This window comes from Paenibacillus sp. FSL R5-0810, assembly GCF_038002285.1.
GTDB lineage: Bacteria > Bacillota > Bacilli > Paenibacillales > Paenibacillaceae > Paenibacillus_AQ > Paenibacillus_AQ lactis.
This window is the reverse complement of the sequence record NZ_JBBOCF010000001.1, coordinates 1,988,120-2,009,209: the sequence shown is the minus strand read 5'-3', so window position 1 is coordinate 2,009,209 and position 21,090 is coordinate 1,988,120. Positions and strand designations below refer to the sequence as shown.

Here is a 21,090-nt window from a genome sequence, read left to right as displayed (position 1 = left end):
GAACGATCGGAATCCGGGGAGCGCTGGAAGGAGGACAGGATGACAAGTTTTATAAGTCGATCATTCACGCCGCAAGGAGGCTTCACCACAGGGATCGAAGGCCCGGCATGTGACCGTGACGGGAATGTATATGCGGTCAATTACGGAAGACAAGGCACGATTGGCATCGTGACGCAGGATGGAGATGCGAGGATCTGGACCCAGCTTCCCGACGGGAGTGTCGGAAGCGGGATCCGCTTCGATGCAAACGGTGATATGCTGGTTGCCGATTACGCGCAGCATCATATCTTCAAGATCGATATAAGCACGAAGGAGCTGTCGGTGTGGGTGCACGAACCCGATATGCATCAGCCCAATGATATTGCGATCGCTCGGGACGGCACGCTCTTTGCCAGTGATCCCGACTGGAACTCGGGACGAGGGAGAGTGTGGAGAATCGACCAAAAGGGCCGTGCCGCTATTGTGGATGAGCACTGCGGGACGACCAACGGAATTGAGCTGTCGCCGGATGAGAGCCGGCTCTATGTCAGCGAAAGCGTACAGCGCACCATCTGGGTGTATGAGCTTGACGAGGACAAGAACATGGTGACCAAGCGGATGCTCATTCAATTTTCCGACTGCCTGCTGGACGGCATGCGTTGTGACATGGAAGGAAACCTATACGCCACTCGATACGGAAAGGGCACGGTAGCCGTCATTTCCCCAGAAGGCGAATTGCAGCATGAAGTTCGGCTTCTCGGTAAGAATCCGACGAATCTTACATTCGGAGGTCCGGACGGGACTTCCTGCTATGTTACTTTATCGGATCAAGGTAATTTGGAGCGCTTCAAGGTTGATGTCCCTGGGCGGTGCTGGGGAATGTGGCGATAGAAAAGATCGGGAGGGATCAATATGGCCGAGGAGAGCCTAAGGGTGTTGGTTGTAGACGATGAGCTGCCTTTGCGGGAAGAGCTTCGTTCCTTTGACTGGCATACGCATGGCTTCGAGCTTGCCGGAGAAACGTCCAATGGTGCGGAAGCGTTAGCCTTCTGCCGGCGGCATCGCCCGGATGTCATTATCACCGATATTACGATGCCTGTCATGGACGGTCTTCAACTGATCCGCATCCTACGGACGGAGCTGCCGCACACACAGATCATTTTGCTTACCTGCCACTCGGAATTTGAATTTGCCAAAGAAGCGATTGCCATCGGTGCCATCGATTATTTATTAAAGGTGACCATGGAAGCAGCTGAACTCATAAGCGCGTTAAACCGGGCGAAAGCAGCCGCCTTGCGTGAGCGGTCCCACCGCCGGAACGAGAGGGAGGAGCTGCGGCTGCGCCTTTCCTGCGAGTTGCTGCACTTTACTCAAGGCGAGCCGGGGTATGGGGATAAAAAATTCGGCACATTTCTTAAAGATGCCCTTCAATGCAGCTTACCGTTCCGTCTGATTTCACTGCATGCCGAGACCACCCCGCAGATCAGATTCATACTCAAGCGGGAGGTCGAGCAGCGCCTGGAGAGGCTGGAAGGGGAGCATTCTTTCACTTGGCTTCCAGTAAAAGAAGGTGTGTATCTTCTGTTCATCCCGCATGCAGAGCGGATGAATCTTAAGGAATTGGGCATCTGGCTGGAAAAGGTCTTACGGGAGCTTAAACATGAAATCAAGGATCAGCTCAGTTTTCTGTGCGGTGAAGCAGACCTTTATGCCGTTGTCGGACCTTTGATTCATCGTACCGACGACTTCACGGTCAGCTGCCGCTTTGCGTCCAACCGTCATCCTCTGCGTTTTTACCTTCCGGAGAGCGATGTTCTGCTTGGGGAATCGGAGACCGTTCCGACATCGGCAGAGACAGCGGCAGCGGAAATGGCAGCCCGGCTGCACATCATCAAGGATGATCCCGGCAAGCTGACGGAATGGATTCGCAAGGATTTTCGAACGTGGGCGGAGGATGGAAGGTTCCACCCCGACTTGCTCAAGGGATGGGTTAACGAATGGCGCAGGGAGTGGCTCCGGGAGGAACGGAATTGGATCGACTATTCAAGAAGGACCCGGACCGTTGCAGAGCGCAGGACGCTGGATGAGCTTATCGCCGTGCTCATTCATGAGGTGGAGACGTCCCGAAACAATCAGCGCAGAATTCGTACGGAAGTCGAGGAGGCCATGCGTTACATGAATGATCATCTCGCCAGTCCCATCACGCTGGCCGTTGTGGCCGAACAGGTCGGGTTAAGTCCGCATCATTTATGCCGGATTTTTCCGGAGGAAACGGGAGTATCCTTTCATGATTATTTGAAACATCAGCGAATGGAGCAGGCTGCACATTTGCTACGGCATACATCCCTCCGAGTCTATGAGGTGGCTCATCGGGTCGGCATATCAAGCTACCGTTATTTCACTGCCATGTTTCGGGACTATGCCGGCGTATCACCAAGAGAGTTTAAGAAAAATGCCTAAGATCGATACGAGGCACGACGTGCTTTTAGGGGGCCGGCTATGATCGTGAATCGGATGCGCCGATGGAGCGTAGCGACAAAGCAATTTTTGCTGATGTTTGCCGTAACGCTCGCCATATTTGCCTTTTTAGCAGCAAGCAATTACGTTCAAGCGTCAAAGCTGTTCAAATCCCAAATGATGGACCACGCCCAGACGATGACAGTCCGCACGAATCAATTCCTTGATTCCTATCTGGACAACGGGCAAAATATTCTGCTTCTGCTGTCCACCCGTTCCAATTACCTTGAAGCTTCGCGTGAACAGGAGTTGACCGAATTTCTTCGCTCGGTGGCCGAAACGAACAGCACGATCGTCAAGTCGCTCTACATCGTCAGCTCTGACGGCAAAGTCTTCAGCAGTTCGCAAGTGAGGTATGAAGTATTGGGCAACCCGGCACTCCCAGCCATTTACCAACAAGCCAGCCAAAGCTATGCGGCGATGGTGAGTCAGCCATACGATTCTCCGCTGTCGGGGCACACCGTTGCCATTGCGAGACCCGTACAGAATAACCACGGGCGCCAAATCGGCGTGGCCGTCGTAGAGCTGGATCTGGACAAGCTTTACCGCCGGATGTCGGAGATTTCCATGGTCAACCAGACCTTTGCCATTCTGTCCGATCAGGGCAAGCTGGTCCTGTATGATCGAAGCTCGGACCTGCTTCCGAACGAGCCCCATTCGTATATGACCGTACTGCCGGAGGAATTCATAGGCAAGCTCACCGAGCTTTCATACGGCAGCGGCGAGCTAGCTGGCCCGAAGGGACAGCTGATCACCTTCAAGTCCGGACAGAATCGTCTAGGCTGGAATCTGGTCCTGCTTTCCGAGGAGAGCTATTTTTTTCGGAATTTATCCGCTTTACTCGACACCTACGTAACGGCGGGAATATTCATGCTGCTGGTGCTCCTCGCTATCACCTTCATGCTGTCCCGGCTGCTGACAAGACCGATCCGTTTATTGGCGCTTCGCATGGATCAAGTACGCAACCTGGAGTCTGTTCCGCTTGCACCGGTTCGCCGCTATGATGAAATAGGAAGCCTGACCCGAAGCTTCAACTCCATGATGAAGCGGATTCAGAGCCTGCTGGCCAGGAACAAGGAGATGGAGGAACGCAAAAAATCCTTGGAATTAAAGGTGCTCCAGAGCCAAATCGCCCCTCATTTTCTGTACAATACGCTCGCAACAATCGGCAGCCTTGCCAGGCAGCAGCGAATCACCGAGGTCAATAAGACGATCCGTGCTTTGGTCGGCGTACTGGAGTTTACGTTTGACCGGGTCTCAGAATATGTGTCCGTTCGGGAGGAGCTGAAGGGGCTGGAGCTGTATTTGGAAATCCAAAAAATAAGGTATGGTGCCGGCTTCCGATTTATCTGCGAGGTGGAGGAAGAAGCGCTGGAGCTGCCCATCCTGAAGCTGACCCTTCAGCCGATCGTCGAAAACGCCGTTTTTCATGGGATATTGCCAAAAGGAGGAGCGGAAGGCGAGATTCGGGTACGGGGGGAAATCCGTAATGGCAAGCTTCGCTTTGTGGTTCGCGACAACGGAGCCGGTATGGAGCAGAGCCGTCTGCAAGGCCTCCTGTCCAGTCAAGGTCATTCGCCGTTGAAGGAACGGCTTACGGGTATCGGCGTTTCGAATGTCCACGAGCGGATTCGGCTGTATTTCGGACATGGCTTTGGTCTGCGCATTCGCAGTCGCAAGGAAATCGGAACGGTGATTGTAATCACGCTCCCGGCATCGCTTCCCGAGAGCTTCTGCCCTACCGGTACTAGACTTGACATGCCGGATGGCGAACGATAACGTGAGGTTTAAGAAGAAGAACAAGGAGTGTGTACATGGTTACAAGAGACGATGTCGCGAAGCATGCGGGGGTTTCCGTAGCCGTCGTATCCTATGTCATCAACAATAAATCGGTTGTAAAAGAGGAGACCCGCCAGAAGGTGCTGCGCTCCATCGAGGAGCTCGGCTACAATCCCAACCTGGCCGCACGAAGCCTGAAAACCAAGGAGACGCACCAATACGGCGTTTTGTTCAATAACCTCGGCAACCCTTTCGAAACCGGGATTTCACTGGGTCTGGAGGCGAAGGCCAGAGAATATGGGCGATCCCTGATCTTTCAGACGTATCTCGGGGAAGAGGAGGAGCAGCTGAAAACGATCTATATGGGGAGGACGGACGGGCTCATTCTCCTGGGACAGAGTCTGCAGGATTCGACGATCCGCCACTTTGAAAAGCTCGGAGTCCCTCTGCTGTCCATTACCGCTCCCGCCGCAGCCCACCCGTCCGTACGCTGCATCGATATCGACTGGTATGGCGCTATGCACGACTTGCTGAAGCATCTGAAGGAAAACGGACACACGCGAATCGGGTTCATGGGCACCGAAAGCAAGGAGCATCACCATCAGGTGCGGCATTCCGAATTTTGTAAAGCCATAAGCGCTTTGGGGCTTCAGTATGATCCGGACGGGCTGCTGCAGGCCGACGGCCGGCTTGAATCCGCACAGGCCCGCATGCTTGAAAGGCTGAAATCACCAGAACCATTGGAATTCAGCGCGATTGTGTGTGCCAACGACCTGATGGCCATCGGTGTGCTGTCAGCCTGTAAGGATGCCGGCATTCGGGTGCCTGAGGATCTCTCCGTAGCCGGATGCGAGAACATCTTAATGTCCTCTCATACAAGCCCTGCATTGACTACGGTTCATTATCCGCGGCGCTTGAGCGGATTTATGGCCATTGACCAGATGATGAAGCTCAAGGAAGGTCAGGACCAGCCCGGCACATCCAGCACGATCCTGGAGCACAACCTAATCATCAGGGAATCAACAGGAGCAAGAAGCCCGGAATGAGGATCGACGGCTCCAACGTGGCGTAAATCGCTTGTTGGCGCTGTCGCTCTTATACCATAAGCGTTGTCTGCATTTAATAGGAGTCGGCCGACTGCTATGATTCAGACAGCGTTCCCCTTTTGATTTGTAATTCCCCCTGAAAGCACCCGGAACTGAATCCCCACGCCACCCGGGTCCCCCTCCAGGTCCTATTTTCACAATTTTACTGCATATTTGCGCCCGCAGATCGCTGCTATACTACAAGTGTGTTAAGGATTAGCAAGTCGAATAAAGGCCGGTTTAGCAGCCCGGCAAAGTAAAGGAGGGGAATTCGTGAAGCAGGGAATTGCCGTTGAACAGCCCGTTCGCATGCCGGCGAAAGCAAGAACCTTCCAGCGACTGGGTCGAATATGGCAGTTCAAAACGCTGTATGTGATGCTCGTTCCGGGTGTTCTTTACTACATCTTATTTAAATACTTACCGATGTACGGCGTCATTATTGCATTTAAAGATTTCAATATCATGGACGGAATTCTGGGGAGTCCGTTTGCGGATCCGTGGAACAAACATTTTCTCGCCTTTTTTGAATCCCCCTATTTTTCGCAGCTCCTGACCAATACCATCTTGATCAGCGTGTACAAGCTCATATTCGGTATTGGTCCGCCGATTCTGATGGCGATATTGCTTAACGAGTGCCGGGTGCGATGGTTCAGGTCGCTCATTCAAACTCTGACGTATATGCCTCATTTTCTGTCATGGGTCATCATTTACGGCATTCTGATTGCGCTTTTGTCCCAGTCGTCGGGGCTTGTCAATCACTGGATCAAAGATTTAGGCGGAGAGTCAATTCCGTTCCTGACCTCCACGACCTACTTCCGTTCCATCCTTGTCGGTTCGGAAATTTGGCAAAATCTCGGGTGGGGAGCGATTATTTACTTGGCTGCCATGTCCAGCATCGATCCGACGCGATACGAAGCTGCGCGCATCGATGGCGCAAGCCGGGTTCGGATGGTATGGCATATCACTTTGCCAGGGATTCGGAACGTGATCATCATGCTGTTCATCCTGAATTTGGGACATATATTGGATGCCGGCTTCGGTCAAATCTACATCCTTTACAACCTGCAGGTCTATCCGGTGGCCGATATTATCGATACTTGGGTATTCCGGACAGGACTCCACCAATTGAATTTCAGTCTGGCGGCAGCAGTCGGATTGTTTAAATCAGCCATCGGGTTTGTTCTTGTATTGACGACCAATCAGATCGCCAAACGATGGGGGGAAGGAATATGGTAAAAGGAATCGAGGACCGTATCGTCAACACGATTGTGGCCGTCATCTTGGCCCTTTGCGGAGCCATCGCCGTATTCCCTCTCTTGTATGTCGTATCCGTATCGCTCACGCCGATCGGCGAGGTCCTCCGTCAAGGCTCATTCCCGATCATTCCGAGGGAGATCACGTTCGCGGCATATCAGACGCTGCTCGCGGAATCCGGCATGGTTCGCGCGCTGGGGGTTACGGTAGTCGTTACGATCGTCGGAACGGTGTTTAATATGGCCATAACCCTGCTCATGGCGTATCCGCTAAGTCGTAAGCGCTTGCCGGGACGCAGCGTGTTTCTAATGATGATATTGTTTACGATGTTATTTTCAGGCGGGATCGTGCCGACCTATTTGATCGTCAAATCATTCGGTTTGCTGGATTCGATCTGGGCCTTGATTCTGCCGACGCTGGTGGGAAGCTTTAATGTGTTTATCGTGAAAAGCTTTTTCGAGCAGCTGCCTGAGGAAGTGTTCGAGTCCGCGAAGGTTGACGGCGCTGGGGAGTTCAGGATCCTTCTGCAAATCGCAGTTCCGTTATCGACCTCCGTCATTGCGACGATCGCGTTATTTTACGGCGTGGGTCACTGGAACGAATACTTTCAAGCCATCATGTATATCACCGATCGAACCCTGTTTCCGCTCCAGGTCATCGTCAGGGAGATTCTGATGCAGTCCCAGCAGCCTATGGAGAACGTGGAAAATATGACACCGACCCAAACGCTGCAAATGGCGGCAGTCGTGCTGGCCGCGCTTCCGATCCTGATCGTCTATCCGTTCTTGCAAAAATACTTCACCAAGGGCATGCTCCTTGGTTCTATAAAAGGCTGAAGCCAAAGAACCAATATATTTGCATATATGAGGGGGAGTCATATGAATAAGCTGCGTAGAGCTTCATTAATGGCTGCAGTCCTGCTGCTTGCAGGTGCTGTTGCGGCAGGTTGTGCCAAATCCGATACAGAAGGGGGGACATCGGCGAGCGGGGGAGAGGCCGCCGGGAAACGAATCCAGCTGGAGATCATGGAAAGCGCAAGCGGACTGCCGTCGCCTGACAAGGATTTTGTTAAGCAGGAGCTGGATAAGGCGCTGAACGCCGATATTGTGCTTAGCGCTTACGGCAGCCCGGATGATTATCAGAACCAGCTGAATGTGCGTATGGCCTCTGGGAATCTGCCGGATTTATTCGGCGTGAACAAAGCTCAAATGCAGCAGTATCAGAGCCAGCAGCTCCTGCTTGATCTGACGCCATATTTGGACGACGAGCTGAAGCAGGTCAAGGATTTCATCGGGGGGGAGGAAGCCGTAAAAAAAGCAATGGTCGACGGCAAAGTATATGCCATCCCTAAAGCTCCGGGAATACCCAGCATGACGATGTGGATCCGCAAAGATTGGCTGGATGCGCTGAAGCTGGAAGTGCCGCAGACGCTGGAGGAATTTAAGGCGGTGGCCAAAGCGTTTGCGGAACAAGACCCGGATGGAAACGGCGCTAAGGATACCGTCGGACTCACCGGCGGCTCGCTGAGCACCTTCGCTCCGTTGTACGGCGCATTCGGGACGGTTAACCCCGGCGAATTTTTCGTGAAGGACGGGAAGGTGGTGAATTCGCTGTACGATCCGGCGATGCGCGACGCTCTTGCCTATTTCAAATCGTTGATTGATGAAGGCGCAGTCGATCCGGAGATCATGGCCAACACAGGGATGCAGCACCAGGAAAAGGCCATCAAGGGGCAGGCTGGCATCATTTTCATAGACTGGGCAAATATCGCCAAGAACGAATACGTGGAGCAGATCAAAACCGTCAATCCGAAGGCCGAGTGGATTCAACTGGCATCCCCGAAAGGACCGGGCGGTCAGTATGAGAATGCATGGGCCGTCGGCAACGCCAATTCCATGTTTGCGATCCCCAAATCGCTGGAGAACGACAAGGAGAAGCTGCAAAAGGTTTTTGAATTGCTTAATTACGTTTCCGGTGACGAGGGTTCGCGACTCGTTCAATTCGGGATTGAAGGCAAGCACTACAACGTGGAGAACGGCAAAGTCGTTGCGACCGAGCTGATGGCCAAGGAAGCCGGTTATACATGGCTGTACCAATTTACAGGAAGGCCCGAGAAAGAATATTTAAAGGTTAAATTTGCCGAGCAGACGGAATACATTGATTTTGCTAGCTCACAGCCCCGCCTGGAGACACTCAACGGATTTGTCAATTATCCTGAAGGCTTTAATGTGGCCGATGCGAACCGGTACCTGGAAGAGGAATTCACAAAATTCGTCTATGGGAAACGTCCGTTGACCGAGTATGACGACTTTCTGAAAACGATCGGCACCACGATGAATTATGATCGGTATGTTGAATCCGCAATTCAGCAGCTGAACGCGCTGGGTTATGGCAACTAAAACAGCTTTATTATGATGAGGAGGGGAAGCCGATGTTTCCCCTTTGATTAGGCGAATAAATCTACACGAGTAAAATTTAAGGAGGAGAAGGATTATGAATCAATTGAAAATGGATATTCCCACGATGGTGAAGCAGTTTGAGAAGGACGGGTACCTGATCATTCCAAATGCGCTGTCCCAAGGACAGGTGGAAGCGTTAAATGCTGCAGTTGACCGGATCCTTGCCGAAGAACCCGAATCTCTGGCGTACAATATCTACAATAGCGTTGAGCGGGACCCTGCAATCTTATCCCTGATTGATCATCCCGAGCTGCTGCCGCTTATGGTGAATCTTCTCGGGTATAACATCCAGCTTCATATTTCCCACCTAACCGTCCGCAAACCTAATCCAAACGATGTCAAAACGGCGACCAACAGCTTTATCCACTGGCACCAAGACGGCCCGCATCCCGAGTTTCCTCAAATCGGGGGGTTAACATCCGCCTATTATATTAAAATTTGTTACATTCTCAGCGATATGTCGGAGCCTGATCGAGGCAACACCAAGATTATTCCGGGCAGCCACCTGATTCCCCATTTTCAGCCGGGCCAAACCGATGTGAACATTCCGGTGGAGAATGAATTGCAGGTGTGCGGGAAGCCGGGAGATGCATTTATTTTCGCACAAAATCTGTGGCATGCCGGATCGCCAAACCGCTCCACATTTGAACGCCGTCAGCTGTTTATCGGGTACAGTCCAATATGGATGCGCCCGATCGACTATCATAAGGCATCGCCGCAGCTTCTCCAGCATGCCGATTCGATTCGCCGCCAGCTGCTTGGAGATATCAGCGACAATTGCTTTAAATATTATGTCCCCGATGAAGCGCTTGTTCCGCTCAAGCGGTATTGGTTAGGGGCAGGAGCGGGAGCAAGCAACCAGTAAGCCTGATCATCCAAACTCAGACTGTCCTGCCCGATAGCACTGTAACGTTAAAACGGTGCGGGACAGTCTTTTTTTTCATACCAAGGCGATTTCTGCGGAGAGGTTCTTGTTTCAGTACGACTCCCGTAAAACGGCTGAGGTACGTCAGATAATCATTGAGGAGGGAACACCACTTGAACAGATACCGACAGTCGGAGGAGCTATTAAACCGTAGCAGGCGTGTTTTGGCAGGGGGCGTATCGAGCACGCTTCGGGCCGCTATGAAGCCGACCCCCTTGTATGCGGTCGCGGGCCGCGGTGCCCGGATTCAGGATGCAGACGGACATACCTACATCGACTACTTGCTTGCGTACGGTCCGCTTATTCTTGGTCATGGCCATGAACCTACGGTTGAACGGCTATTGTCCAGCATGAGAAACGGTCTGGCGTACGGTCTCCAGCACCAAGGCGAGATCGAGCTCGCCGAGCTTCTGACCGAGGTGCTTCCATGCGCCGATCAAGTGGCCTTCAGCGGTTCCGGAACGGAGGCTGTCATGCTCGCGCTGCGATTGGCACGTGCCTATACGAACCGCAGGCGGATCATCCGCTTCCATGGGCATTATCACGGCTGGTCCGACGCCATCTTCACTTCGTTTTCCAGCACGGATATGAAGGCCTCACGGAAACGGAATGTGATGTCCCAAGTTAACAGGTACGATAACGATACTCATCCAACAGAAGCCCGTGTCATTCCCGGGACAGGCGGACAGAGCGAGGCGGCGCTTCAGGATATCATTCTGCTGCCTTGGAACGATGCGGAAGCGTTAAAGGACGCCGTTGCTTTATATAGCAGCACCATTGCGGCGATTATTAGCGAGCCGGTGATGTGCAATTCCGGCTGCATTATGCCGAAGCCGGGTTATCTGGAGCTTATGCGCGAGCTCACAGCTGCGAATGGAATTGTTATGATCCTGGACGAAGTCATCACGGGCTTTCGTTTCGGACTTGGCGGGGCGCACGGCGTATTCCGCATCATGCCCGATCTCGTTACGATCGGCAAAGCGATGGGAGGGGGCATCGCCATCAGCGGCGTAGCCGGTCGCGCGGATATTATGGAGCTCATCGCGGACGGTACGGTCAGCCATCTCGGAACGCTGAACGGCAACTGCGTGGCCACCACCGCTGCGGTCGCCACGATCAACGAGCTGTCCCGTGACGGCGGCGCCGTATTTGCACGGATGGAGAAGTTTGCAGCGGATCTGTCGGAAGGGCTGCGCCAAGCCATGAAGGATCACGACATTCAAGGTATCGTCAATCAAGCCGGGCCTGTCTTCCACCTGATGTTCACAACCGAAAGGCAGGTGGACAGCTTCGAAGCATTTCAGAAACGGGATGCCGATCTATACATTGCTTTTGCCCAAGAAATGCTGGAGGAAGGCGTGCTTTTGCGCCCTAATGGACTATGGTATGTTTCGGCCGCTCATGGTGAAGCCGAGATCCGGGAAACGCTTGCGGCGGCTAACCGCGTGTTTGCACGCTGGGGGGAAGACAAGTCATGAATGGCAGTCCAAATGCACAGCGAATGCGCCTTGCCGTAGCAGGCATGTACCATGAGACCAACACCTTTGCCCCGTTCAAGACCGGACTTGACGCGTTTCGGGGCGAGTGGACGGAAGGGGCCGAAGATTTCCAAGCCAGATACAAGGGCACCCTTACCACCATGGGCGGCCTCATTGATGCGGCTGAGCAGGACGGCAGCGAACTGGTTCCCGGCATCTATACTGCGGCTACACCCGGTGGGCTTGTAACCGAAGGCGCTATAACCACCCTGTTAAAGGAGGTCTCCGATTCCGTGAGTCGGCATGCCGACGGTTTAATTCTGATCCTGCACGGCGCTATGGTTGCGGAAGGGCAGACAGACCCCGAGGGTGAGCTGCTGCGGCTTCTTCGGCTCCGCCTTGGCCGTAAGCTTTCCGATCGCCGTGACCATCGACATGCACGGAAATATCAGCCCGGGTATGCTCGAAGCCGCGGACATTATGATCGGTTACGACACCTATCCGCATGTGGACATGTACGAGCGTGCGATCGAAGCGTTCAGCTTGCTGAAGCAATACATCATGGGGACGATTCGTCCTGCACGAGCCTGCGCTTTTACCCGCATGCTGGTCGTTCCCCAGGCTATGACGACGGATCAGGGACCGATGAGAGACCTGCTGGACCGCGCGCATGCGATTGAACAGGATTCCCGGGTACTTAACGTATCCGTTGTCGGAGGATTCCCTTATGCAGACACGCCCTATACGGGGATGTGCTGTGTTGTAACGACTGACGGAGACGAAGAGCTTGCAAAACGGTATGCAGTCGAGTTGGGACAACGGGCCGTCGAGTGGAAGGAGCGCTTTTGGATCAAGGCCATGCCGCCTTCGGAAGCAATCGCGGAAGCCTTGATCCAGCCGCCCGGATTAATCGTATTGGCTGAAGGATCCGACAACGTAGGGGGAGGCGCACCGGGCGACGCAACCCATCTTTTCCGCTGCCTGATTGAACTGAGAGAGAAGGGACTTATGGTGATCGCGGATAAGGCTGCAGTGGAAGCAGCTTTCCGATCCGGTATCGGCGGGATCTTCGAATCCTTCGTCGGCGGCAGGCATGACCGGCTGCATGGGGATCCCGTTAGGGTTACAGGAAAAGTTCGGCTGTTGTTTGACGGCGACTTTCAGCATGCAGGTCCTTATATGAGGGGGCACTTAGCATCGATGGGCCGGACGGCGTTAATTCAGAGTGGAAGCCTTACGCTGATTCTGACGGAAAAACGTATTCCGCCATGGGATATCGGCCATGTGCGATCGGTGGGCATTTGGCCGGGAGATTACCGTATCATTGCTGTAAAGTCGGCCGTTGCATGGGAAGCTTCGTTCGGGGAAACGGCGACGAGCGTCATTCATGTGGATTCGCCCGGATGCTGCAGCGTAAATCTGAAGCATTTTGACTATCGGCATGTCCTTCGTCCGGCTTACCCGCTGGATGAGGAGTTAGCAGCGGTTGTGCGCTGCCTGCAATTTGTTTCTGAACCGCAAAATATTCGAGCTAAGAAATGATAGGATTGAACAATGAGTTCGAATTATATGCATGCGATAGAATGTTATACTATGGGTTAAGTCATCCTTTAAAAGAAAGGAACATGGACCGATGAAATTGCTGACGTTTGTTCGAGAAGGAGAATACAGACTTGGAGTCAAATTGGACGGAGGGGTACTGGATGTCGCCGAGGCATCGCTGCATCAACCCGATGTGCCCAGCACGATCGAGCAGCTCCTCAAAGGCGGAGCGGCTGCAAGGACAGCGCTTCAAGACTTGGTGGAGAGATCACTCGATGCGGAAACGGAGCTTCTTGATGAGGCAACGCTTACGTTAGCTCCGTGCGTGAACCATCCGGGAAAAATCATCTGTGTAGGATTGAATTACCTTCGGCACGCCCGGGAGACCAATTCCGATATACCCGATTATCCGATTTTGTTCAATAAATTCACCAATACGCTGGCCGGACACGGGGAGGCAGTCCCGCTCCCCCGCGAAAGCGATCAAGTCGATTATGAAGCTGAGCTTGCGATCGTTATCGGATCGACGGCCAAACGCGTGGATAAGAGCAGCGCGCTTGAATATGTTTTTGGCTACTGCAATGCCAATGATCTTTCGGCACGGGATTTGCAGATGCGAACCTCTCAGTGGCTGCTTGGCAAGTCGTGCGACAAATTTCTGCCGCTCGGCCCGTATTTGGTAACCGCCGATGAGGTGGGCGATCCCAATCGACTGGCTATCCGCTGCGAAGTGAACGGCGAGGTTCGACAGCAATCCAATACGTCGGACATGATTTTTTCGTGTGATGAAATCGTCAGTTATGTTTCGAGGTTCATGACATTGGATCCGGGAGATCTTATTTTGACAGGAACACCAGAAGGGGTCATGCTTGGCCGTCCTGCCGAACAACGATCCTACCTGAAGGACGGGGACATGGTAACCGTCGAGATTGAAAAGCTAGGCACACTAACAAACCGGATGGTGCTGGAGCGGTAGCATTACAGTTGCAATCCACTTTGGGGTCTGCACAAAGGCAGGGGGACTGATTCTATTGAAAGTTCAATCCTTTTAAAGTAAACTAACAAATACATCTTAATTATATGGAAGGGTGAACGATGACGATGACCATTCCTTCATTGCATAGAATCAATGAACTGAGCCGCAAGCAGAAGTCCGAAGGATTGACACAAGAAGAATATACCGAACAACAAAAGCTTCGTCAGGAATACTTGAAAGACATCCGGGGCCAGGTTCTCTCTACGATGTCTACCCTGAAAGTTGTGGACCCGAATGGTGACGATGTTACCCCTGAGAAATTGAAAATAACTCAGCAACAGAATCGGTCAAAGCTGAACTAAGGCTCACTGCGTAAAGCGATGGTCCGTAATATGGATGATTGACGTGGTCCATTTATGATCCCGGAAGACAGACAATTTGTCTGTTTTTCGGGTTTTTATGTAATAGCGGAGGGAAGAAACGATGAACAAAACCGAGCGCCAGTTCGCGATTATGCTTGAATTGCAGCGGAGCAAGGTGCTGCGGGCGGAAGACTTGGCTGCCCACTTCGAGACAAGCGTGCGGACAATATATCGAGACATGCAAGCGCTCAGTGAAGCCGGGGTTCCGATACTTGGGTCTCCAGGGCATGGGTATTCCCTAATGGAAGGGTACTTTTTGCCGCCGGTTGGTTTTACTGCGGAAGAGGCGGTGGCATTGCTCATGGGTACGGATATGATAGAACAGCGGCTGGATGGTGACTATAAAGCGGCTGCGAAGTCGGCTCGACACAAGATTGAAGCGATACTTCCTGAACCCATTCGTGAGGCTTCGGCGGATGTCCGGGAAACGATGCGATTTCTTCATCCCGGCGAGCGGGGAGAGGACGATCTCGGGCAGGTTCGTCGTGCCATATTGGAGCGGCGGAAATTAAGGATGATGTACCTTAACAAATTTCCGGATTCGGATGGAAAACGACTAAATGAGCGGATCGTTGCTCCATATGGACTTGTGCTCGTTCAAGGGAAATGGATCATGATCGCACGATGCGATCTGCGTCAGGAGATTCGTCATTTCCGATTATCGCGGATGAGGGATGTTACGGTGCTTGAAGAAAGGTTTATCCTTCCCCAAGGATTTAAGCTGAGTCAATATCGTCCGTCTGACGACCGTAACGTACAAGTGCTGATTCAGGTAAATCCGGAAATGGCCGATAAAATCGCCGAGACCGCGAGCTTCTATATGGAGGCTGCTGAGCAAAGGGAACACAGTCTTCTGGTCCACTTTCGGGTCAGACAGCCGGAAGAGCTGCTGCCCCATATTCTCAGCTGGGGAGGGGACGTGGAGGTGCTGGAACCTGATTCTTTCCGTGACCGGATTCGTGAAGAAGCTGAAAAAATGTTAAAACGCTACTGACACGCTGTTGTCAGGAGCGTTTTTTTATATTGGGTGTATACCAGATGGAAGAGGAGATATTCATGATGAGAAATACAGTGGAAGCCTTGCAGGCGTTTGAATCAACAGTAGCAATTTATTTGAATGAGCTGGAGCACCTGGAGCTGGAGCAATTGCATATCAAACCGGACGAAGAGGACTGGTCCATTGGGCAAATGTATATGCATTTGATTCAATCGGCTCAATATCTGCACCTGCATAATGTTGATCAATGTTTGGCCGGAAACGAAACAGCCATCGAATCCTCTGGGGAAAAAACGGAGAGAGGCAGGGCGGTATTCGAACTCGGAAGTTTTCCGCCCGTAAGGATTCGAATTCCAGCTTCACCGCAGTACACGCCGCAGCAGCCCGCGAGCAAAGAGCAGTTAGTTGAGGGTCTTCAGGGAGTAGTGGAACGGATGAAGCGTACGGAAGCGGATTTGCATCAAGCAAACAGCAGCCGTACGATTCCTCATCCCGGCTTCGGAGCCTTAAACGCCAAAGAGTGGTTTCTGCTGGTGGAGATGCATTACAGGCACCACCTGCTGCAGCTCGATCGGTTAAAAAAGGAGCTGTCCCTTTAAGGATTTCCCTAACGGATTGATGATCAAGCGGGATTGATACAAAAACGTCTCTATGGAGACGTTTTTTGTTGTCGTTCGTCGTCTATCAATCTCAAAATTTGCTTGATAGAATTAGAGATATTTGGTATGATGAACTCACATAAAGCTACTCACGATAAACGGCAAACTTGTCGAAAGGCAAGGACGCAAAGCTACAGGGCCTTCTTGATCCCAATCAATGGCAGCCAGCTACCGAACGAAGATGCTTTTTTTGTTTTTTATATGAGATTTTTATTCAATTAATTCTTTGAAAACTCTATTACGATAACGGCAAACTTGTCGAAAGATAAGGACGCAAAGCCACAGGGCCTTCTTGATGAGCAGTCAATGGCAGCCTGGCTACCGAAGGGAGTTTACAGTATGCGCAACATGGTGTTGGCTATTGTAGGGTTTATTGCGTTATTCATGCTAGCTCCGGCTGCACAAGCTTCGCAAGCTGGAGATTGGCTGGATTTGGAGCAGCTCGACCAAGGAGTCATCGTCGTTCGCTATGACGTGAAAGCGGACACGAAGACCAAGCTTATGATTGCGAAAGGGCAAAACAAGTATACATATACGCTTTTACCGGACAAGCAGCAGGAGACCTTTCCGCTGCAGATGGGAAATGGTCGTTATACCATAACAGTACTGGAGCAGGTCAACGGTACCAAGTATAAGATCGTTCAAGAAGCGGAAGTTAAGCTTCAACTAACCAATAGCAGCAGGGTGTTCTTGAACTCGGTACAAAATATCGATTGGCGTTCAAGCGACAAGGCGGCTCAGCTTGCAAAGAAGCTAACCCGGTTTGCAGACACCGACGAGGAAAAAGTAAAGCTGATCCACGAATATATCGTCGATACGATCCGGTACGACAAAGCACTCGCCTCCAGTGAGCTGACGGACTATCTTCCCAATATTGACCGCACGCTGTCAGGGAAAAAAGGCATGTGTTATGATTACGCCTCCTTGTTCGCATCCATGCTGCGGAGCATGGACATTCCGACCAAGCTTGTGATGGGGACAACAGATTACGTCGATGTTTACCACGCTTGGAATGAAGTTTATTTAAACGGCCGGTGGGTAACGATTGACACGACCGTGGATGCGGGATGGAAAAGCAAGGGTGCCGGATTCAAAATGATTAAAGAGGCATCGCGTTATTTCGCAGCCAAGTATTATTAAATTTTATAGCAAAAACCTTAAGCTTTGGACCATTGTCCAAGGCTTATTTGGGTTTTTATTCAGAAAATATTCAGAATCGGGCGTTACAATGCTAGAAGCTCAATTGGTTCTGAAGGAAAATACAGGCACCAATGTATCGTGCGCCAAATAAAAGTAAGCGGAGGTGATGGACGAACAAATCTCTTGTCGGCATATCATCCGAGAGATGGTTGGCTCGATTTGCGCACGCGAAAGCAACATCGGAACCAAATATATTGAGGGTAATGGAGAGGCTGAGGGAGAGATCATGAAGAAAAAAGTAAGTGGAATCGTATTGGCTCTGCTGCTTATGCTCCAAACGTTGTTTGGAGGATCGGACTGGACGGTCAATGCATCGAGCAATGTTCCAGAACCGGTAAGCGTGCAGGATTCAGTGTATGGAGTGACGGATGATGTTTATGGCCCATCCGAATCAGAAATCAATAATGATAGCATTTTAACCAAAGTTGTGTTAACCGACATGGACGGCACCGTCATAGATGCCGTTTATAACCCGGACAGCAGCCTGGATATCGGTGCAGCCGTTAATCTAAGCTATGAATGGGAGCTGCCGAACGGTCACAACTATAAAAATGGAGACATATTTACCTTCGAGCTGCCGCAGCAGTTTGAAATCTTCACGGATATTGACTCACCGCTCGTTTCCGGTCAAGGTGAAGTTGGCCGTTTTACGGTGGACCGAAGCGGCAAAGTTGTGATGACCTTCAATGATTACGTGGAGAGCCATTCCAACATCAGCGGTAAGCTGGAAATTCGTACAGAATTCAAGAAGGAAGTTCTTAAAGGTAGCACCGAAATCATTATTGCTATTCCGATAAAGGGCGGGGTTCAGACCGTCATTGTGAACCTGAAGCCGCAAGGCGGAAAGCTGATCGAGAAGCAAGGGAAAGCGATTGGCAAAGACCGGATCGATTGGTCGGTTCAGATCAACAAATCGCTAAATAAAATCAAGCACGCAGTCATCACCGATGAAATGCCTGAAGGCTTGGAGCTCATCGCGGATTCCGTAGAGGTATACAACCTGCAGGTTAACGGTGACGGCTCAGCCGTTCTTGGCGATCAGCTGGATGCTGGCAAGTACAACGTCCAAACAGGCAGTGGCGGCAAACTGGAGCTTGCATTCTTGGATGAGACGATCAGCAAAGCCTACGAAATTCGCTTTTCGACGAAGCTTGTCGGCGAACAGTCCCGTTTTGAGAACACCGCTGTACTGTCTGGCGACGGGATGGAAAATGCCCAATCAACGACTACCGTAACGGTAGATCGCGGCAGTTTCTTGGATAAGACATATAGCCAGGACAAGGACACCGGAATCATCACTTGGACGGTGAAATTCAATTTCAACGAGAAGGAGATTCCGAGCGCTCAAGCCATCATTACGGACCAAGTTAGCGAGAACCATTCCTGGATTGCCGATTCGCTGAAGGTGTATAACGAGGATTCGAAGGATGCCAGTGCTTTGGTATCACCGGATGAATACACCGCTGTTGCGAAAAGTAAGCACGGATTCGAGCTACAATTCAAGAAGGATATCGATTCGCCTTATACGATCGTGTACCAGACGGAGCCTGTCGATCGATTGAGCTCAGAAGGGCAGGAAGTCAAGAACAAAGTCGTATCAGGTGAAGCGTCCAAAGAAGTAACGGCACCGGGCTATGGAAGCCGTGCTCTGGTGAAAGGATCCTCGAACGTCAATTTTGCAACCAAAACCGCGAAGTGGAAAATTACGGTCAATGGCGATAAAAAGCCGGACGGCACCAAATACGTCATGGAGAATGTAGTTATCACGGATACGTTCCCGCAAGGCGGACTTGAATTCGTTCCGGATTCGGTAATCGTGAAAGCGGACGGGAGAGTCGTTCCAGCGAGCGAGTACACGGTGAAGGGCAATGATTTACGTGAAGGCTTTATCATCGAGTTCTCCAAGATTGACACCACCTATACGATCGAATATGAAACGAAGTTTAACATCAACTGGCTGAAGGATCGCAAATGGGACTTTTTAAACAGAGCCTCGATGACATGGGTCGAGGAAGGCAAGGTGAAAGGTCCGATTGTGCGGGATGCAAGCTTCTCCGCTGATGGTTATACCAAAAATAACGGCGGTAAAGACGGCAGCTACAATCCGATCAGCAAAGAAATTACGTGGAACGTCAAGATGAATTATAATCTTGATTCGCTTCAGGAAGCGATCATCACCGATGTACTGAAGCATGATCAGAAGCTTGTTCCGGATTCGGTCAAGGTATATGAAATGAAGCTGACTGGAGGACGGAATGGCGTTCAGAAGGGCTCGCTAGTTCCCGCTTCTCAATATGAAGTGACAGAACCATCAGAAGCTAACGGCAACAAGCTGTCCATTCGCTTGGTCGGCCCGATCTCATCCGCATACTGGATTGAATTCAAAACATCGCTGGAAGGTACATTGATTGTCAACAAAATCGATAATACTGCAGAGCTGTCCGATGGAAGCGCGAAAAAGGCAACATGGAACGCCAGCGTAACGATACCTCACGGCGGCGAATATGTGAAGAAGAGCGGCTCCCAGAACGGAAACAAAATCGACTGGGAAATTCGCATCAACGAAGGTCAGTCGCATATTTCCAACGCAAAAATTATCGATAATCCAAGTCCGAACCAGATCTTGATCGAGGATTCCTTCCGCTTGTATGCGACCAAGATCAATGCAAACGGAAAAGCGGAAAAAGCCCAAGAACTGACTAAAGGGAAGGATTATACCTTAACCATCCATAGGCTTGATGGTGATAAAGAGACATTCGAGTTGAAATTCACAAATGACATCTCTACGGCCTATATTTTGGAATATCAGTCGTTCATTATTGCTGAAGATAAAGAAGCAGTACAGAATAAGGTGGCTCTTGAAGGAGATCAGCTGAAGACGGAGATCCGGGAAACGACGGAAGAGGTTATTGTCCGTACGTCCTCCGGTTCAGGTTCGGGAGGCGGCGTTACGGGCAGCCTGGAAGTAACGAAGGTGGATCAGGACGATCAGACGAAGCCGCTGGCGGGAGCCAAGTTTGCGCTCTATGATAAGGCAGGCAAACGGACGCCGATCGTTAAAACCACGGATGATGAAGGCAAGATCCTGTTTACAAAGCTGCTGTACGACGACTATGTTTTGGAGGAGCTGGCCGCTCCAGAAGGATATAAGATCGAGCAGGCGAAGTGGGACGTAACGATTGATTCCAGCATCAAGAATCAAGACAACGTTAAGAAAATGATCGTTACAAACCGCAAGGAAGAGCCGGTTATACCTGGCGAGCCTACGGATCCAACAGATCCAACAGATCCGGAGAACCCAACGGATCCTGGCAATCCGACCGATCCAGGCTACCCGGGGAGCCCAACCGATCCGGGCAATCCGACGGACCCAGGAAATCCGGGGAACCCAACGGATCCAGGCAATCCGACAGATCCAGGTAACCCGGGGACCCCAACGAATCCTGGCAATCCGACAGACCCAGGTAATCCGGGCAATCCGACCGGTGAGGTAGAGGTGCCGGACGAGGACATTCCAAGAGGTGAACCAACAACGCCTCAAACGCCGGAGACACCTCCGACAGAGCCGGAAACGCCTACCGTCGATATTGACGAAGAGGATATTCCCCGAGGAGGCGTCGAGCCTGAGCCTCAAAAGCCGGAAGCACCAACTCCTTCTGAGAACGCTTCGACACCGCAGCCAACGGTTCCTATGCTTCCAAAAACGGGTGAATCGAGTCCTTATCCGTTCTATTTGGCGGGTCTCGGGCTGATCGCTTTCGGTGTATGGTTAGGTCGCAAACGGATGAACATGAAACAATAGCACGTTGTACTTCGGC

The 21,090-nt window shown here is 51.6% G+C and carries 16 protein-coding genes, 1 pseudogene and 2 riboswitches; all 17 genes and pseudogenes read left to right on the top strand.

Going from position 1 to position 21,090, the window contains the following annotated elements:
• Positions 1–39: 39 nt before the first annotated feature.
• The 17 genes and pseudogenes from MKX76_RS09060 (at position 40) to MKX76_RS08980 (ending at position 21,074) form a co-directional block, all read left to right on the top strand.
• Positions 40–870, top strand: coding sequence for an SMP-30/gluconolactonase/LRE family protein (locus tag MKX76_RS09060; RefSeq protein ID WP_341033509.1), 831 nt, complete (start codon positions 40–42; stop codon positions 868–870).
• Between the two features lie 21 nt (positions 871–891).
• Positions 892–2,439 carry a response regulator gene (locus MKX76_RS09055; protein WP_341033508.1) on the top strand — a complete coding sequence of 516 codons (1,548 nt, stop codon included), beginning with the start codon at positions 892–894 and terminating at the stop codon, positions 2,437–2,439.
• A gap of 39 nt (positions 2,440–2,478) precedes the next feature.
• Positions 2,479–4,275 (top strand): cache domain-containing sensor histidine kinase, encoded by a 1,797-nt coding sequence (locus MKX76_RS09050; RefSeq protein WP_341033507.1) that lies wholly within the window; start codon positions 2,479–2,481, stop codon positions 4,273–4,275.
• A 35-nt stretch (positions 4,276–4,310) separates the two neighbouring features.
• On the top strand, positions 4,311–5,321 hold the full coding sequence (locus tag MKX76_RS09045; RefSeq protein WP_341033505.1) for a LacI family DNA-binding transcriptional regulator: 1,011 nt from the start codon (positions 4,311–4,313) through the stop codon (positions 5,319–5,321).
• Positions 5,322–5,669: 348 nt separating this feature from the next.
• Entirely contained in the window at positions 5,670–6,596 is a 927-nt protein-coding gene (locus MKX76_RS09040; RefSeq protein ID WP_144879604.1) for an ABC transporter permease, read from the top strand.
• A complete protein-coding gene (locus tag MKX76_RS09035; RefSeq protein WP_099476405.1) occupies positions 6,590–7,450 on the top strand; it encodes a carbohydrate ABC transporter permease in 861 nt (286 codons plus the stop codon). The genes MKX76_RS09040 and MKX76_RS09035 overlap by 7 nt, the downstream gene beginning before the upstream one ends.
• A gap of 42 nt (positions 7,451–7,492) precedes the next feature.
• Positions 7,493–9,013: an extracellular solute-binding protein gene (locus tag MKX76_RS09030; RefSeq protein WP_341033504.1), complete on the top strand. Its 1,521-nt coding sequence runs from the start codon at positions 7,493–7,495 to the stop codon at positions 9,011–9,013.
• A gap of 94 nt (positions 9,014–9,107) precedes the next feature.
• Positions 9,108–9,938: a phytanoyl-CoA dioxygenase family protein gene (locus MKX76_RS09025; protein WP_341033503.1), complete on the top strand. Its 831-nt coding sequence runs from the start codon at positions 9,108–9,110 to the stop codon at positions 9,936–9,938.
• A 173-nt stretch (positions 9,939–10,111) separates the two neighbouring features.
• Complete coding sequence (locus MKX76_RS09020) at positions 10,112–11,476, top strand: aspartate aminotransferase family protein (protein ID WP_341033502.1); 1,365 nt, start codon at positions 10,112–10,114, stop codon at positions 11,474–11,476.
• A pseudogene (locus tag MKX76_RS09015) lies at positions 11,473–11,826 on the top strand (M81 family metallopeptidase); the annotation flags it as partial. The gene MKX76_RS09020 and the pseudogene MKX76_RS09015, both read left to right, overlap by 4 nt.
• Before the next feature lie 85 nt (positions 11,827–11,911).
• A complete protein-coding gene (locus MKX76_RS09010) occupies positions 11,912–13,018 on the top strand; it encodes an MlrC C-terminal domain-containing protein (RefSeq protein ID WP_341033501.1) in 1,107 nt (368 codons plus the stop codon).
• A 91-nt stretch (positions 13,019–13,109) separates the two neighbouring features.
• Entirely contained in the window at positions 13,110–13,994 is an 885-nt protein-coding gene (locus MKX76_RS09005; protein ID WP_341033500.1) for a fumarylacetoacetate hydrolase family protein, read from the top strand.
• A gap of 125 nt (positions 13,995–14,119) precedes the next feature.
• A complete protein-coding gene (locus MKX76_RS09000; protein ID WP_341035033.1) occupies positions 14,120–14,356 on the top strand; it encodes a DUF896 domain-containing protein in 237 nt (78 codons plus the stop codon).
• A gap of 121 nt (positions 14,357–14,477) precedes the next feature.
• Positions 14,478–15,410 carry a helix-turn-helix transcriptional regulator gene (locus MKX76_RS08995; protein WP_341033498.1) on the top strand — a complete coding sequence of 311 codons (933 nt, stop codon included), beginning with the start codon at positions 14,478–14,480 and terminating at the stop codon, positions 15,408–15,410.
• A 65-nt stretch (positions 15,411–15,475) separates the two neighbouring features.
• Entirely contained in the window at positions 15,476–16,012 is a 537-nt protein-coding gene (locus MKX76_RS08990) for a DinB family protein (RefSeq protein WP_341035032.1), read from the top strand.
• A 150-nt stretch (positions 16,013–16,162) separates the two neighbouring features.
• Positions 16,163–16,248: riboswitch (cyclic di-GMP riboswitch) on the top strand.
• Between the two features lie 62 nt (positions 16,249–16,310).
• Positions 16,311–16,398: riboswitch (cyclic di-GMP riboswitch) on the top strand.
• Positions 16,399–16,411: 13 nt separating this feature from the next.
• Positions 16,412–17,212: a transglutaminase-like domain-containing protein gene (locus tag MKX76_RS08985; RefSeq protein WP_341033497.1), complete on the top strand. Its 801-nt coding sequence runs from the start codon at positions 16,412–16,414 to the stop codon at positions 17,210–17,212.
• 286 nt (positions 17,213–17,498) lie between these two features.
• Complete coding sequence (locus MKX76_RS08980; RefSeq protein ID WP_341033495.1) at positions 17,499–21,074, top strand: collagen binding domain-containing protein; 3,576 nt, start codon at positions 17,499–17,501, stop codon at positions 21,072–21,074.
• Positions 21,075–21,090: the final 16 nt, after the last annotated feature.